General features: G+C 23.5%; 13 protein-coding genes. 6 read left to right on the top strand and 7 right to left on the bottom strand.

The window, feature by feature from the left end; translation table 11 throughout:
* Positions 1 to 9 precede the first annotated feature (9 nt).
* A complete protein-coding gene (locus IC758_RS19945) occupies positions 10 to 1,593 on the bottom strand; it encodes a hypothetical protein (RefSeq protein WP_227825020.1) in 1,584 nt (527 codons plus the stop codon).
* A 1,841-nt stretch (positions 1,594 to 3,434) separates the two neighbouring features.
* Between IC758_RS19945 and IC758_RS19940 the strand changes: the two genes are divergently transcribed.
* Entirely contained in the window at positions 3,435 to 4,490 is a 1,056-nt protein-coding gene (locus tag IC758_RS19940) for a hypothetical protein (protein WP_227825019.1), read from the top strand.
* 368 nt (positions 4,491 to 4,858) lie between these two features.
* Here IC758_RS19940 and IC758_RS19935 read toward each other — a convergent pair whose 3' ends face one another.
* Together IC758_RS19935 and IC758_RS19930 are read right to left on the bottom strand one after the other, a co-directional pair.
* Positions 4,859 to 6,940, bottom strand: coding sequence for a type IV secretory system conjugative DNA transfer family protein (locus IC758_RS19935; protein WP_227845568.1), 2,082 nt, complete (start codon positions 6,938 to 6,940; stop codon positions 4,859 to 4,861).
* A 137-nt stretch (positions 6,941 to 7,077) separates the two neighbouring features.
* Entirely contained in the window at positions 7,078 to 7,935 is an 858-nt protein-coding gene (locus IC758_RS19930) for a hypothetical protein (protein ID WP_227825017.1), read from the bottom strand.
* Positions 7,936 to 8,070: 135 nt separating this feature from the next.
* Here IC758_RS19930 and IC758_RS19925 point away from each other — a divergent pair, with 135 nt between their 5' ends.
* Positions 8,071 to 8,388 carry a hypothetical protein gene (locus tag IC758_RS19925; protein WP_227825016.1) on the top strand — a complete coding sequence of 106 codons (318 nt, stop codon included), beginning with the start codon at positions 8,071 to 8,073 and terminating at the stop codon, positions 8,386 to 8,388.
* Between the two features lie 24 nt (positions 8,389 to 8,412).
* Positions 8,413 to 9,297: a hypothetical protein gene (locus IC758_RS19920; protein WP_227825015.1), complete on the top strand. Its 885-nt coding sequence runs from the start codon at positions 8,413 to 8,415 to the stop codon at positions 9,295 to 9,297.
* Between the two features lie 47 nt (positions 9,298 to 9,344).
* Here the strand turns inward: IC758_RS19920 and IC758_RS19915 are convergent, their stop codons facing one another.
* Positions 9,345 to 10,529, bottom strand: coding sequence for a conjugal transfer protein TraG (locus IC758_RS19915; RefSeq protein ID WP_227825014.1), 1,185 nt, complete (start codon positions 10,527 to 10,529; stop codon positions 9,345 to 9,347).
* 172 nt (positions 10,530 to 10,701) lie between these two features.
* On the opposite strand from IC758_RS19915, the gene IC758_RS19910 reads away from it, so the two are divergent.
* On the top strand, positions 10,702 to 11,373 hold the full coding sequence (locus IC758_RS19910; RefSeq protein WP_227825013.1) for a metal-dependent hydrolase: 672 nt from the start codon (positions 10,702 to 10,704) through the stop codon (positions 11,371 to 11,373).
* Between the two features lie 154 nt (positions 11,374 to 11,527).
* Entirely contained in the window at positions 11,528 to 11,917 is a 390-nt protein-coding gene (locus IC758_RS19905; RefSeq protein WP_227825012.1) for a hypothetical protein, read from the top strand.
* A gap of 26 nt (positions 11,918 to 11,943) precedes the next feature.
* Here the strand turns inward: IC758_RS19905 and IC758_RS19900 are convergent, their stop codons facing one another.
* The 3 genes from IC758_RS19900 to IC758_RS19890 form a co-directional block, all read right to left on the bottom strand.
* The gene (locus IC758_RS19900; protein ID WP_227825011.1) at positions 11,944 to 12,897 is read right to left on the bottom strand and encodes a hypothetical protein; all 954 of its coding nucleotides are present in this window, start codon (positions 12,895 to 12,897) and stop codon (positions 11,944 to 11,946) included.
* Between the two features lie 92 nt (positions 12,898 to 12,989).
* Positions 12,990 to 13,814, bottom strand: a complete 825-nt coding sequence (locus tag IC758_RS19895) for a S1 RNA-binding domain-containing protein (protein ID WP_227825010.1) — start codon at positions 13,812 to 13,814, stop codon at positions 12,990 to 12,992.
* Between the two features lie 24 nt (positions 13,815 to 13,838).
* Complete coding sequence (locus IC758_RS19890; RefSeq protein ID WP_227825009.1) at positions 13,839 to 14,738, bottom strand: response regulator transcription factor; 900 nt, start codon at positions 14,736 to 14,738, stop codon at positions 13,839 to 13,841.
* Between the two features lie 125 nt (positions 14,739 to 14,863).
* Between IC758_RS19890 and IC758_RS19885 the strand changes: the two genes are divergently transcribed.
* Entirely contained in the window at positions 14,864 to 17,128 is a 2,265-nt protein-coding gene (locus tag IC758_RS19885) for an AAA family ATPase (protein WP_227825008.1), read from the top strand.
* The last annotated feature ends 11 nt before the right edge of the window (positions 17,129 to 17,139 follow it).

Here is a 17,139-nt window from a genome sequence, read left to right as displayed (position 1 = left end):
AAGAGTAGCTTAAGATTGAGCTACTCTTATATTATTAATGATATAATCGGGCAAAGAGCCAAGAATAGTATTTAATAAGCATTTTTGTTTTTCGTTATTTTTATAGAAAATGACATCAAAGAAGTCTTCTCCTCGTATATAATCCTTAATGATAAATTGATTCTCCATTATTTCATTAAGACCAAGTTCTAAATAGTTCATATTTTTTTTAAGACTATTTTTCCCACTCAAATGTACTTCATATTTCAAATGATCAATTGTAAATCTATATTTCTTATTTTGTAAATCTTCACCACTTCTAATTAGATAATTTCTTCTTCCCTCAAGAAAATAAGCAAGATTAATTGATTGTTGTAACTTTATTTTTTTCAATTCGTTTTCATACATAATGTCAGTTGACATTTTTTCCATATCGGGTGAAACAGATCTTTTTACCTTTACAATATCTCTTCCCTTTACGATATCTCCTTCATTACTAATATCTCCTTCATTACGAGAAATTTCAACTGAGCTAAAAAAGTTAAAAGACATTTCTTTAACTTGTCCAAACGCATCTGTAGATTTACTATAGATCGAATAATAAGGAAGTTTTAACAGTCTATTTTTTACATTATCATAATTTGCTTTTGTGCGAGACTTTAACCCTAAGTGTTTTAGTAAATCACTTAGATAAAAAGATGCAGTATCCAAATTAAAAAGTCTTTCAATGTAAATAATAATCTCAAGATCTCTTTTATCAAGGGATAGTTTAGGTAATGCTTTTTCTTCTGTCTCAAGATTATACAGTTCCATTTTAAAACTTTCAATTTGGCTATTTTCCTCATCTATCTTAAATTTGTAGGAAATATTTAATTGAGAACCAGTGTGGTTTTTAGCTCCATAAGTACCAGATTCAAACGAGTTATCATCATTTTTAATTATTTCAATATTTTTATTTCTTTTAGGGCGTAATGTAGGGAGAAAAATTCCTGGAACTACACTAATTGGTGTAGTTAATACTATATTATTTATATTAAATTTATATTGTTCTTTAAGTATCTCAGTTATGCATAAAAGCAAATCGTGCGTAAATGCCGAATTAATCTTAGCATCTGACATTTCAGATAAATATGGAAAGTCTGATATATTATAAGAACTATCTGTAGCCCATTCTTTTAATGTTTCTTTTCGCATCAAAAGTAATTCCTCTGGAGATTCTAAATCCATACTTTTAATTTTACCTTTGTTTTTTAAGAATTCTTCTTTTATTGTTATATATTCTTTTTTTAATAATTTTGCTTCAGCTTTATCGCTCTCCATTGAATCTAATGCCATTTTTACCCAGTTTTGTTTTAATCTCCAAGTCGAGGAAATTTCCCAAGCCCTCAATTTTTTTGCTTTAGCAGGCGTTGTTAGTAAATCTAACTTACCTGAAATTGTTGTAGATAAAAAATCTTCAAAAACTGTAGCAATTTCATCAATTGATTCGTATGATTTAATCATATGCACTTCAAAATATTTTTGAGTTATAAATTTAAATTTTTCTTGCTCATAGATAGCGTGCATTATTAAAATAAAATCTTCTCTTGCATTTTCTTTATTCAAAGTTACCACCTTTTTCTTATATTTGTATCTTATATTTTATATATTAACATAATATATGTAAAAAAATCATAATAATATATTTAGTTATAATTATTAATTGTATATTGTAATTTGTAAATATTCAATCTTTATAATCTACAATAACTTTTGCATACCAAAGTAGATACACCTAAAGACTACTATTTTATTAGTATATAATAAAACTACAATAACATCTGCATACTTTAATGATAGTAATTATGATAATAGTTATATACTTTCACAAGTAATAACTATAGATAATAATAAAAACTACAATAATATCTGCATATTTTTACAATTAATAATTATATGAATGTAAGAAATCGCAATAATATATATAGGTCTTTGTATTAGTATCTGTATTTAGAAATAAAAACTACAATAATATTTGCATACTTTTGTGATAATAACTATGTCTTATTATAAGAGTCATAAGCTAATCCATATGTTTATATATTAGTATATAATAAAACTACAATAGTATCTGCATACTTTTGTAAGAGTAAAAATTATATGATAGTAAAAAACTACAATAATATTTGCATACTTTTATATTAATAACTATTATATGTTTAAAAATACTATGGGTAATTATTTACTATCATAGTAATAATTATACATATCATTAAAACTACAATAATATTTGCATACTTTTATATTAATAATTATCCAATGTTAAAAACTACAATAATTTTTACATACTATCATAGTAATAATTATACATATCATTAAAACTACAATAATATTTGCATACTTTTATATTAATAATTATCCAATGTTAAAAACTACAATAATTTTTACATACTATCATAGTAATAATTATACATATCATTAAAACTACAATAATACTTGCATACTTTTATACTAATCACTATCCAATGTTAAAAACTACAATAATACTTGCATACTTTTATACTAATAATTATACATATCATTAAAACTACAATAATATCTGCATATTTTTATACTAATAATTATCTATTTTAATTAAAACTACAATATTATCTGCATACTTTTTTAATTTCAATTATGTATTATAATTAAAAATTACAATAATATCTGCATACTTCTATTCTAATAATCATCTATTATATCCAAAACTACAATATTATCTGCATACTTTTATGGTTTTAATTATCTTATTATAATTAAAATCCAATAGAATCTACATATTATCAGATATATAATGGTAAAAAATTACAATAGTGCTTATATATTTTTGTATTAGTATATATATTATACTAAAAAACTACAATAGTATTTGCATACTTTTATGGTGATAATTAGCATCTATTAAAGCTTCTGTTGTATATCAATAATATCTTAAGGTTTGTTCATTTAAAAACTACAATAATATTTGCATACTTTTAAGTACATTATATATTGTAAGTTAATACTCTTTTTATTAAATATTTATATTTAATTACTCAGACATGTCGAAAAACAATAAAAACATTGAGATTTTAAACTGATTTCATTTTATCTTTTATAAAACTACAATAATATTTGCATACTTTAATTTTTAGCTATTTTTCAGATTTCAAAATTACAATAATATCTGCATACTATTGTAGTTTTTTGATTTTTTTGCTTGCAAAAATTGTCGGAAAATTTTTTTTGTTTTATAAAGAAAAAATAAAAAAACTCAAACTGATTGCAAATACTTGTTTTGATGAAAACTACAATAATATTTGCATACTTTCTTTTTTCATTTAAATTTCAATGATATATCAAAAAATACAATAGAATCTGCATACTTTACTTTTGCATGTATCTTTTGTAAAATACGTTTTATAAAATGTAAAAAATATAAGAAAGGAGGTAAAAAAGTGGATAATAAATATATGTTTGATGAATTAAAGGCAAATGCAAGAATATCTAAATCAAAAATAAAAGAGATTATATCAGCTTTTAAAAGGAAAATAGATGTAATTAAAATAAATGATAATGGACTTTCTAAACTTGAAAAAGAATTAGGATTAACAAAGAATAATTATACAAAAATTATTTCTTCAAATAAGTCTTTAATAAAACAATATTTGTTATATCATTTTTTGCCTTTTGCAAATGATTGCTTTGTTAGAAAAAACATTTCTTATAAAGATATTGCTAAATTATGTAATATATCTATAGTTACTGCGAGAAGCAACCAAAAAACACTTTCTTATTTAGGACTTGCTTATTTTACTCCTGCTATTAATTATGGTAGATTTGATATTGTAATTGCAGATGAATATAAAAATCATTACAAAAAAGAAAATGGTGGTAGTGGTTATATAACTTTAACACTTAATCACTTAGTACATTTAATAAATTTAAAAAATGTAAATGAACTAAAAATTGAATTAAAAAAGCTTTTATGGATAGATGCTTGTAAAGCAAAAGGAAAAAAAATTAGATTTAGTAAAGATAAATTAGTAGATGTACTACCTTTATATATAAAAAAATCAGATAAATTTATTTTTGATGTTTTAAGTAGCAAAAATACAAAATTTAAAATGGTTGGAGATAGCTTAGAAACAAAGGATTATGAATCTAAAACTGAATTTAACAAAAAATTTGTATCTAAGGTAAGTGAAAAGATTAAGAATTTATTTGATCAAAACAATTATTCTTATAGTTATAATCACTCTAAACTACTTTTACAAAACAATAATTCTAAAGAAGATTTACGAAATCTGGAAGGAGAAAAAGCTTTAATTATAAATGACTTAGCTTGTTTAAGCTTAGAATTTGGTATTAGAAAAGTTTATTTAGGTTTAGATTATATGTTTAAAAACACTATCTACAATGACGATATAAACATAAATAAGATTAAAAACCCCGCTGGATTTTTAAGAAATTTTATCGAAAAGAAATTAATAACTTTTGGTAGTCTTTATTAATTAAAATAATATCATAAATGTGGATTAGTAAAATATTGCTAATTCTAATTTATGATGCAAATTTTTAAAAAGGCACAGGTTTTTAGAAAAAAATAATTTTTCTATAGCCTGTGTCTTTTTTTTGATAAAATTTTTATCCACTTTTTTAACAAAAAGAAAGTTTTTTTATTAACATAATAATTTTTTTAATTATAAAAAAAATAAAATTTATCTACAAAATATGTAATTATTATTAACATAGTTCAAATCATTTATTTTATATTTTCTTAAACATATTGCAAATGCTATAATAAAGCTATTATTTATAATCACTAATTAATGTTTTAAAATCTGTTTTAATTTATGTGTAATAAATATCTTTTTATATTTTATATATCATCATACTCATACTCATCTTCAATTTCAATATCAATACTTATTGGAATTGGATTTGTATTATCATTTATATTCTCTTCTAATTCAAAAGATTCTTCTTTGTTTTCTATTATATCATCTTTTTTTATAACGTATAGAATATCTTTATTTGGAAAATGATTACAAGCAACACTTTTAGAATATTCTGTTGCATAATCTTTATTTCTTTTAATTTGTTCATCATTGTATTCCTTTACCATTTTTTTTATTTTTTCATGCAAATCATTTGGGATATATTCGATTTGAGCGAGTGCTGGAATTTGGACAGTATTATTTTTAACTAAACAATGTGTAATTTGACCAAATGTTCTATAAATCAAATTGCTTGGAGAAAATCTTGGTTCATATCTTTCATCTACTTTTATTGTCATTTTTTCATCTGAAAATGAAGAAAAATAACGGTCTTTTGAATAAGATCTTCCTATAGTAGTTCTTAATTCTTCTCCAAACTCTTCAGAATAATATTTTGCATCAGTTATACTTATTCCAGGGTAAATAATTTTATTTCTTGCATTTGCAGAAACTAATTTAAGGAAACTATCCCCTTCTCTACCTACACTCATTTGGTCTCTTGCTTGTGTAGCCAAATGAGAAGCTACTCTATAGGAACGTCCTTGTGTCAACATTTCTCCAAAACCTTGATTTGCATAGACTTGGAACTCATCAATATACAACATGTTTTCTTTTCTACTATCTTCATCTCCAGGTCTACGAAAAACACTTGATTGTAATTGTAATATTATAAAATATCCAAGGAACTTTCCTAAATCTCTTAAAGAACCTTGTGTTGTTGTCATAGTTATAACCAATCCCTCTTCAAGAGCTTTATCAAAATCTATGTCTGTACCATGTCCTCTTGGTGGATTTAAAGCTTTTCTAAGGTACTCATTGGATACTAATTTGGATATTTGAGTTCTAACACCTGAGCAATGTTCATAGGTCTTGGTTCCTTTTCTATCACCTGTCATGCCTGAATAATAGTCTGTTAAAAACCAAATAGCTATTTCTTCATTTTCTTTTTGTTGTAAAGGATTGCTTACAGGTAACTTTGAAAATTCGTTTACTATTTTTTTACCTATCCCATTTGAGTTCCAAACAAGGTCATTTAAATCAATTAAAGTTGCATCATCTCCATATAACCTTTTTAATAACTTTACAGACTTTCTAATAAGACCATCTGACATATCTTTAAAAAATTGTGGAGAGTCAGGGTTTAACATGTTAAAAGTTGTAGCCATATTCTCTATAACTTCACTCTCATGACCAAACAAAGGATTAAAATAAGGACAGTCAGCAAGTAAAGGATTAAAATAAATCACTTCTCTATTATGGATTTTTGCCATTTGGTATACTTTTTCTGCAAGGTCGCTTTTTGGTTCAAGTACTGTAACTCCTATTTTTTTATTTTGTAAATCTTGATTTATCATAGGAATTATGGTCTGAGATGTTTTACCACAACCAGTAGGTCCAAGTATTAACATATGCAAGAATCTATCTTTTAATGGTATAAAGACAGGAGTATCAAGTATTTCTCCAGCTTTTCCATTAATAGACTCAATTTTTTTCCCTAAAATAACATCTCCAGGTTTTATTTTCTCTTCTTCTGGTTTAAATAGTTTAGAAGAAAAATTAATGTTATTTATTTGAGATATGGTCTCTCTAAAACTTTCTTGAGATGATAATCCTATAATAATACATAGATAGATAAAATTTAATAAATAGATAAAAACCATGATTAGTTTATGAAATTCAATATTCGTTGAATTTAAAAAAGATATTAAACTATGGTTTATAATTAATAACATCCCTAAAAATATAAAAAAACTAAATACTATGTTTTTTAGTTTAAAGACTTTAACATCTTTAAAAGTCAGATAATATGCTATACTGGAAAAACTAACAAACAAGCATAGTATAATGCTACTTTTTCTAAAACATAATTGGATTAACAATAAAAAAATCTCAGCAAAAGATAAACCAGCTATAATAACATAAAATTTATCTTTAAGGATTTCTAAAATTTCATCTTTTTTCATTTAATTTAAAATTATGATAAGTCCTTTCGTAATATTAGCAAGCAAAATATTAAAAATACATAAGAAAAAGCTTACTATTATTGTTATAGTAAGCTTTAAAAAAAAGTATAACTTTCCATTATTTAATGTGTATATTATTAATTATTACTTAAAGATATCCAATAATTAATGTCTTTATAAGGCGTCTCATTACATTCATCATTAACTATTTTATAAAATAATGGATTTGCTTCTCCAGAGTCTATTATATAAGCATATAACAGAAAATTTTCAATCTTAAAATTTATTTTATAGACATCTTTAAAATGTTCAATTTTTGTTGAAATCTCAGCATATACACTATCTTTAGTATCTAAGACTTCGGAAGATAAAATTGTAACAGGTCCATCAAAAATAGGAGATAAACTGGTTTTTTCTAAAATAACATCCCTTCTGGATTCTTCTGGAATCATAAGTGTCCCAATTAAAATCATGTTTGGATCTTTTAAGTTTTTGACCATATATCCCTTACCCTGTATAGGTGCTGTAAGAGTAGATAACATAATATTTGCATCACTATAGACATTTCCTATTTTCCAATTATATTCTTCTTTAAACTTATATGTTTCTAATTCTTTGTCAACCTTATCTAAAATTTTATCGTAGTTAGCATTCTGAGCTAATTTTATTAAATTATTATACAATTTATCTGTATCCTCTTTTGGAAATTCGCTATTGTTATCTTCGCCTAATTTAACGCTATTTAATATTTTATTAGCATTTTCTCCATAAGTTTTTAATAGTTTATCCTTATCACTCATTTTACTTTTTTCTTCAGGAGACAACTTACCTAATTCTTTTTGTATATCTTTTTCTATTTTTTCTTGAGTTTCCCCCTTGTTATTATTATGATTGTTGTTTATTTGGTTATAAACAGAAACACTTGATATAAGCCCAAATAAAACAAAGGCAGTACTAAATAATATTACTTTTATTTTATATTTTTTATTTAACATATCTCTAATCCCCTTTTTATTTATATCTTAATAATATCTATACATATTTTCTTATAATTTATAAAACTAAATACTATATTATAGTACTAAAAAAGTGTTTTAATAAAAAAAATGTACAAAAGGATGTGTTTTTTTATGAAAGAAAAAAAATTAAATTATGAGGCAATGGTTAAAGAGCTTCCTATTCTTGAAAAAATAATTAGTGATGGAGGAAAAGCTTTAATCAAATGTGAAGCAGAATTAAATAACTTAAGGAACTCTTATGAAAAATGTAAAAAAGAAATAGAAAATCTTGGGGTTAATCCACAAAAGGTAGAAGAAGAGATATCCACACTAAAATCCTCTTTTAGTGAAAAATATAAAGAATTGGAAGAATTATTGCCAACTGAAATTATTAATGAAATTAACAATGTTAATGATTACAACAAAAGTAATAAAGATTTGATTTTTTAATAAAAAGAGAAAGGAGCTTTTTAAATGTATGAAAATGAAAGTGAATACTTTTTAACTTTTGATTTAGATATTTTATATTGTCCAAATAAAGAATTAAAATTATCCTGTAAAAAGCTTAATCTCCAAAATTTAGTATTTGAAAATTATAGTGGTAACATAGATAGTATAGACAGCAATTATAAACTAAAAGCCAAAGATGTGAACATTATAGTCAATAAGGTAATTAAAAATGAAATAGGTACAGAATTGGCTCATGAAGATATGTCTTGGATTAAAGAGTTTGAAACAAATTTTGTACTTAATAATAAACTTACTGTTTCTGAAGAAAAAATTATTTTTAATTATTTTATTCTAAAATTAATGCTATTAGGTTTTTCTCAAGATATGGCCAAAGAGATTGCAGTTTCATATAAATTATCTATAGAAAAAAATTGTACTTCAATTGATTTTTTGTCTTTTATTAAAGCTTTAGATATGAAATTAAAAAATAAAAAATTCTGGGTTAATTTTAATATGAACCATGAAAAAGATTTAGAATGCGAATTTATTAACATGATGTTTACCTATAAGGAAAAATTAGAAAATAGGTTTGACTTTACTATGTTTAAAGATAATTATTTAAATGTGTGTAAAAAATCTATAGTAAAAAAGATGTATGATTTTAATTCAAAAGGTTCTTATTTAGTTAAAAATCCATTAAGCGTAGAGAAACAAGAAAAATATCTTCTTTATGAATATAAATCAACCATTGCTGGAGTGATTAAGTATTTAATAACTAATGAATATCCAAGATTAGCAGTAGAAAGTAGCTTTTTAGATTATATTATAGAAGAAATGGTTTCTGTAGTAAAGCTATATTTAAAAATTTTAAAAAATGATGAAATTAATAAAAATATTAATAGTTTATAAAATTAAAAAATAATGAGGGATTATAGATATCCCTCATTATTTTTTAATTAGAATTTATAATCAAAATTATTATTTACATAACTTATATTTTCGGATTCTTTATTAAATAAAAAAGATGATATTTTTCTCTTTTTTTCTTTCTCCATTTCACCAAAAGAACTTTGTTTGTGATTATCTTCAGATTTAATTAAAATATCAATTTCTTTATTATTGTGAGATATATCTTCCCCAAAGATTAAGCGAGGGTCTACTGGTGTAGGTTCTCCTTCTAAATAACTAATATCTTTAATCATATTTTTATTTTTATACTCATCTTTAGTATTTTTTATTAACTTATTTCTTAATCTCTTAGATTTTTTTTCAAGATTTTCGATAAACTCATTGTCGAGAAATTTAAATTGCCCAGATCCTACAATTCTAACACCAGTAGATTTTAAAGACTCATAAAGAAAAGAATTTAAATGTTGCTGGTAAAAATCTGATGGATTTTTTTTCTCATAGATTCTTTTCTGATAGTATTGCACATCTTCTACATTTAAAGAATTAAGAAGTATTGTTGTTCTTATATTATTATCCAATAAAGCAGTATAATCTTTATTGTTAAGTAAAAATTGATTTCTTGATTGAAAGAATAAAATTAAGCCTATATTATAATCGTCTGAATAATTTAATAAATACTCAAGTGAGTCTAAATAGTAAAAAGAATCATCTATATATAGAATGTGTGGATTCCTTTGTGTTATATCTGTCTCTTGTATATCTAAAGTTAGTTGTAATAGTAGCATTTTAACAGCATTTATTGCATTATATTTATATTTTGCTACTTCCATGTCAATAATTACAATTTTTTTCTTTTTAATAGCTTCTTTATAATTTATAATATTTTCATTTATATAATCATATTCATATTTATCCATAAATAAAAAATGGTTTAATATTTCTATATTGGTACTTACCTTTAAAAATACTACTTCTCTATCATATTCTTTAGCTAAAGCATTTAAAGTATAAGCCATTTCTTTTTTAGTTACTATCAGAGTCATGCCTATCTTTTTATTTTGTAAATCCTGTGAAGCTAATGTAGGTAAAACTTTAGAGGTCTTCCCTGTCCCCTTTTTACCCAACACAATCATATTTAAATATCTATTTTTTTGTGAAATAAAAATTTCATTATTATTATTAGTGCCAATTATTAAATTTGTGTTTTTATTATCATTTTGCAAATTTTCCATTTAACTCTCCTATTTATCTTATTTGTCATAGCTTATTTTATATAATATACACTTCTATGATTAAATAAAAATATTTTCTATATGATAAAAAATACTACATCCACCTATTAAATAATTATATAAAATAAACAGAAATCTATAATATAGAAATAATTAGAAAGGAGAAAAGATATTGCAGGGCAAAACACATAAAATTGCTGGGATATGTATAGGAATTGTAACTGCTGATTATTTATTAAAACATCAATATAGTCAAAGCATGTTATTTTCTATTGTTACTATAGGAGTTATAACTATTACTTCTCCATATTTAATAAGAAAGATTCCTTTTAATATAAAAAATAAATTAATATTATTTTTTATATTAGGACTATTTTTTTTATTTAAAAAACTAAATTTAGATTATTCTTATATAGAACAATCCTACTTAACTTTTATAATATTATTTGGCTCAATAGCAGGTTCATTGTTGCCAGATATAGATCATCCTAATAGTAGCTTAGGTAGTAAATGTAAACCCCTCTCAAACCTTTTAAATAGTAAATTTGGACATAGAGGATTTATCCATTCTCCTATCCTTTTAATAGGTTCTATGTTGGTATTATTTCTATTAGTAGATATGGTTAATATAAACTATCAAATTTATTATATTTCTTTAATAGTTGGTATTTCTATAGGATGGATTAGCCATCTATTGTTAGATTTTATTACAGTTTCTGGTATACCCATATTTTATCCTATTTCAAATAAGAAATTTAGAATTCTTAAATTAAAAACAAGTAAACATGATTTATTAGTTGCTATTGTATGCTTGGCTATTACGTATTTATATATTTTTTTGTAATAAATTATAAAATATTTTTAAATATAAAAAATAAATATAAATTATTATAAATAATATGAAATATAATAAAAAAATAAAATATATTATATTTTATATAATTATTTAATAAAAATAATAATAAAAAAATAAAATTTAAAATTATTTAACAAGGGATGTGAAAAAAATAAAAAAATTACAAAAAAAAATAATTTTTAAAATAAATAGTTTGATATTCTCACCTATTTTATTATTAAATATTTTTAGAATAGACGCTTTTTCAGTTAATGAAGAAAATATAAAAATAAAAGCTTCAACTGATGCTGGCTTTTTAGAGAGTTTAAAAAAAGTACAGTCAACATATAGTTTTTACTTTAATGTTTTTATTGGAGTTTGTATACTTTTAAGTTTAGCTGTTTTATTAATCCATCTTATTAAATTAGGAATGGTTGGAGGAAATCCTCAAGAGAGAAAAATTGTGTTAAACAACATGTTTATATCTCTTATATGTTTTTCTATGATAAGTGGAGGAGCTGTAATTTATTACTTGTTATTCTTTTTATTTTAAAAAAATAGTAGAACAATATTGTTCTACTATTTTTCGAAGTATTTTAGTTTAATTATTTTGAGTTTCTTGTGCTCTGGCATATATTTTAGAAAACCTGTAGATAAATTATTAAAAATTCTCTCATCAGTTCCAAACCTAACTTTTTCTAAATTAGTTGTATTAAAAACCAATCTTGATGCATCAACAGCTAATTCATCTGTTTCTGTAAAAACAAATAATGTAGGTACTACCTGGCTATCAAGATAATATTTTTTCCAAGAATTTGTACTAAGAAGTCTATCAAGCTTCTCTATTCTTTTAGAAAAAAGAATAGGTATATCAAACTGGCGAGTAACTTCTCCTATGAAATAGTTTTTAACTCCATTGCTTTCAATAGCAAATTCAAAACTTGGAGAAAGATTTATCTTATCTGCTTTTCTAAGTGGATGAGTTTCAAAATAAACTACATTACATACATCTAATAATTTTAAATAAAAATTAGTTATAAAGAGTTCTTTCCCTACATTTTCAGATGAATTTAAATTTATAGATGTTTGCCAATTCACAGTATCTTGTTTTGAATAATTTGTTAATAAAAATTTCCCTCCTAAATCCAAACAATATATATTAAGTGCATCAGCTTGATTCTTTAAATCATCTATCTTTGATAGAATAAATTTATTCAAAATGCCATATTGAACAAGTTTATCAAGCCTGGATTTTATACTAATAAAAGAAGTCTCTTTTTCTTCTTCTCCTTCGTTATATTTCTTTAAAGTGAGGATGTTATTGATTTTTAAAAAATCATATATATTATTAGCAGTGGCAAATTTAAAATTAAATAAAAATTCAGCAATAGCAATATCTCGGTTAGATAATTTTTTATCTGTAACTAAATTTAAGACTTGATGTTTAGAAATATTATTTCTAAATTTATTTTGAAAAATTTGTTTATAACCTTCTGGTATAGACTTATAGATATTAGAGTCTTTTATATACATAAAATTACTATTCCTTTCATTATAATAAAAAAATTATTAATTAAAAGGCAAGTTCAAACCTGCCTTTTAATTAAAGAATTGAAGTTATACTATTATTTAATATCTTCTGTTAGTATTCTTATAATTTTACCCTTTATTCTATAAATAAGTTTTTCAGAATTAGCATCTTGCTTAGTTTCTACTTTTTTTATAAGTAAAGATACTTTATCTCCTTCAACTAATTCGTAATCTGAAAAAGTTGGAATAGGAGATAGGACATCTAAATTAGGAGCTATACATACAAAGCAATCGTCTGTTCTTATTGTTCTAACAGATCCAATAACAACAGAACCAGTCGTAAAAGAATCCATGTCAATTATAGCGTTACTTTTGTATTTTTCTACAGCTTCAACGTATATTCTTTTATTGCTATTAACTTTAAATAATTTAACTTTAATAACATCATCTACTTTATATATATCAGACACATTTGTATAATCATCTGAGAACTCTGTATTTCTTATTGTTACTGTAGTTTCATTAATCTCTAAGTATGCACCAAATTTTTCTAAGTGTACAACCTTAGCTTCAAATTCTTCTCCTTCTTCTAACTTTTTAATTAATTGATCTCTATCTTTTTCTTTTATTTCTTTACGAGAAGCTAACATTTTAACTTCATTTTCTTCGCTCTCAATTATATCAGTTAATATAAATTCTATTTTTTTAAATAAATAAGGTGTAAGTGAACGATTTGTTTGTCTTATATCAATGTCTTCTCTTTTCATTATTACTTCTCCTCCATCTTCTAAAATTATTATTAAGATGTCAGAGTTTAATTCTTCATCGAATTTTACAAGTCTTACTGTTCCACTTAAAACTTTTTTTTCTTCCATGTAATTTTTGTATCTCTCTAAAGATTCTTTATTAATGTTTTTCATATTTTTTTATTTTCCTCTCTTTTTTTAAGATTTTTTTTTAAGATTTTTTAGTAACTCCCTAAAAGTATTTTTCTTTTTTTCTTTTTTCTCACAATTATCTCTTTTTAAAGTGTGTTTTATCTCTATATTTTTTCTCTTATCTTCTTTTGGTGGAGTTATTTCAATACATTTATTTGTATTTTTCCTATTATAGTATTTACATGCATTATTTAATTCCATTTTTTGTGTACTACCCTCAAAATTATTTAAAAAACTTAAATTAATTGAGGATGTATTTGCTTGCTCCTTCTCTTTTTCAACTGGTTGATTTTCTTTATTTGAAATGGATCCTGCTTCCTCAATTAATTTATTTCCATCTGTGTCATATGTTTGCTGAGTTTTCAGCTCATTTACTAAGTCATGAATATTAAATTTAATTGAATCTAATAAATAGTTCTTGGATACTGTTAAATTACTTGTTTCTTTAGTTTCTTTACAAAATGAAGTACTTTTTGGGGGAATATTTTTAGTTTCTTTAGTTTCTTTAGTTTCTTTTCGTTTTAGGTTTGATTTAACAATTAAATCTAATTTATTCCAAAGCTCAATTTCAGCCAAAGGTTTTTTTATATAATAAGAAGTATATTTTAATATTTCATCTCTAATTAACTGGTCTGAGAGGGAGGTAAGTACTATTATATTTATTTCTTTAAAATTTTCACTAATCTCTTTTATTAATCTAATTTCATTTAATGTGTTTATGTCAATAATAACAATTTTTATTTTATTTTTTTCTATTTCTTCTAATTCATTACCAGCTACACACTCTTTATTAATTACACTAAAACTACACTTATTTTTTTGGGGTTTATTGTTAATAGCTGTTTTTATTATATTGCTTATAAAAAAAGTACTATTAATAATAAGAATCTTATATAAGTTATCCACTCTAAGCACCTTCTTAATCATTTTATTTATATATTATATTATTAAAAATAATAAAAATAATGATTATTTGTAGGACAAAAATGATATAATTATATTGAATATAAAAAATAAAAAAGGGGATATTTATGGAATACTATATTAAATTTGTAATTAAAAAAATTAATTATAGAGATAATGAAAAGAGATATTCAATTTGTAAAGCTATATTAAAAAATAAAATAGATAATAATTCCACTCAAGAAATTACTGTTAAGGGGTTTTTCCCTATTCTTTATGAAGGAGATGAATATGAAGGAAAGGTAACAAAAAAGTTTGATGATATTTATGGAGATTTTTTTTATTTAGAGGAAATACCTAAAATTATTATACCTGAAAGTAAGAAGACCTTAGCAGAGTTTATAAATAAGAGAGTTAAGGGGCTTAGTTTAAAAAAATCATTGGAAATAGTTGAGATTTTAGGGATGGGAGTTCTAAAATTAATAAAAAATGATTATAAGATTTTATTGACTGTTCCTAAAATAACAGAGAAAAAAGCAAAGCTTATATATCAACAACTAATTGAATTTGAAAATTTTCAAGAATTAGCTTTCTTTATACAAGGAATGGGAATAGCTACAAGGATAGCAATAAAAGTGTATGAGATCTATGGAGAGCTTAGTTTACCTAAGATACTTAATAATCCCTACTCTATTTGCACTAATGGTAATATAAAATTCATATATGCAGATAAAATAGCTAATAACCTTGGGTTAGGTTCAGATAACCCTAAACGTGTAGTGTGTTCCATTTTGGAATATCTTAATTATAGAACAGACAGTAATGGAGACATGTGTATATATAAAGATATGATTTTTAGCAACTTAAACAGATTTTTAAATAGATTTAGTAGTTATAGCAATAATAATATATCAGAAGATCAAATTAAATTTGCATTAGAGGAGTTAGTGGCATTAAAGTTAGTAATTATAGAAAAAGATGAAAAAGGAAATACTTACATTTATAAGAGTTTTTATAATTATGTAGAGAATAATATTGTTAATAACATAAAAAACTTATTAAATAAACCTAAGTCTGAATTTTTACAAAAAAAAGATATAGATAATTTCATATCTTATTATGAAAGTAATTTTTTTACTTTAGACTTAAAAAGAAAAGAAGCTTTAAATACAGTTTTAAATAGTAAGCTATCTATTATTACAGGTGGTCCAGGTACAGGAAAAACATTTTTAACAAATATTATTGTCAATTGTTTAAAGTATATAAATCCTAAAGTTAGAATAAGATTACTTGCTCCTACAGGAAAAGCTTCTAACCGCATGAAAGAGTTAATAAAAATGGAATCTTCTACTATTCATAGGGGGTTGAAGATAAATCCATATAAAAACACAGAGTTAGAAGAAATAACAGAAGATGTTGTTATCATTGATGAGGCATCAATGATAGATGCTTCTTTATTTGACAAATTAATCTCAAAAATCCATGAAAATACAATGATTATAATAGTAGGAGATGTGGACCAACTTCCTTCTGTTGGAGCAGGACTAATTTTAAAAGATTTAATAGACAGTAATATAATACCTGTTGTTAAGCTTAATAAAATATTTAGACAATCGAAAGATTCAAGTATAATTTTAAATTCTCATAAAGTTAATTCAGGATTGTTAACAACTTCGAAAGATGGGATTGATGTATCAAATAAAGCTGGAAGTGACTTTATTTTTTGGAAAGAGAGCAATATTTTTAAAATAAAGAGTAATATATTAAGAAGCATAAAATGTTTAATAGAAAAACACAATTTTAAATTTGAAGATATTTATATATTAACACCATTAAAATTAAATGAAATTGGAGTTAAAGAAATAAATAGAGTTTTACAACAAGAATTTAATCCTAAATCCTCTAATCCAGAATATTCAATAGATAATTATAATTGTCTTAGAATAGGGGACAGAGTAATGCAGAACTCAAATAATTATAATTTAGGTGTATTTAATGGAGATATTGGAGTTATAAGAAAAATATACACGAAAGTTTCTCAAAAAGGAATTCTTGAATATGAAATAGAAGTAGAATATAAATTGCATGAGAAAAATGTGATTTACACTGAAGACTTAATTGATGAATTAGAATTAAGCTATGCTATGACTATTCATAAAAGCCAAGGAAGCGAGTTCCCAGCTATAATAATGCCAATTCATCACAGTCAAAGAGCATCTTTAAATAGAAACCTAATTTATACAGGCATGACAAGAGCAAAAGAGAAATTAATTATGATAGGAGAAGAAGAAGCCTTAAATTATTCAATAGAACAAACTAATTCATTGAATAGGATATCCAGGCTAAGAGAAAAACTTGAAAGATTGAAACTTGAAAACAAGATAGCAAGTTAAAAAACACTATT

The organism is Clostridioides sp. ES-W-0016-02, assembly GCF_020641035.1.
In the GTDB taxonomy this organism is placed as follows: domain Bacteria; phylum Bacillota; class Clostridia; order Peptostreptococcales; family Peptostreptococcaceae; genus Clostridioides.
This window is presented reverse-complemented; position numbering and strand designations above follow the sequence as displayed.

Excerpts from the sequence above, each read along its gene's own strand:
- IC758_RS19935 (WP_227845568.1), bottom strand. The coding sequence starts at position 6,940 with ATGAAAAAAGATGAAATTTTAGAAATCCTTAAAGATAAATTTTATGTT.
- IC758_RS19930 (WP_227825017.1), bottom strand. The coding sequence starts at position 7,935 with ATGTTAAATAAAAAATATAAAATAAAAGTAATATTATTTAGTACTGCC.
- IC758_RS19925 (WP_227825016.1), top strand. The coding sequence starts at position 8,071 with ATGAAAGAAAAAAAATTAAATTATGAGGCAATGGTTAAAGAGCTTCCT.
- IC758_RS19920 (WP_227825015.1), top strand. The coding sequence starts at position 8,413 with ATGTATGAAAATGAAAGTGAATACTTTTTAACTTTTGATTTAGATATT.
- IC758_RS19915 (WP_227825014.1), bottom strand. The coding sequence starts at position 10,529 with ATGGAAAATTTGCAAAATGATAATAAAAACACAAATTTAATAATTGGC.
- IC758_RS19900 (WP_227825011.1), bottom strand. The coding sequence starts at position 12,897 with ATGTATATAAAAGACTCTAATATCTATAAGTCTATACCAGAAGGTTAT.
- IC758_RS19895 (WP_227825010.1), bottom strand. The coding sequence starts at position 13,814 with ATGAAAAACATTAATAAAGAATCTTTAGAGAGATACAAAAATTACATG.
- IC758_RS19885 (WP_227825008.1), top strand. The coding sequence starts at position 14,864 with ATGGAATACTATATTAAATTTGTAATTAAAAAAATTAATTATAGAGAT.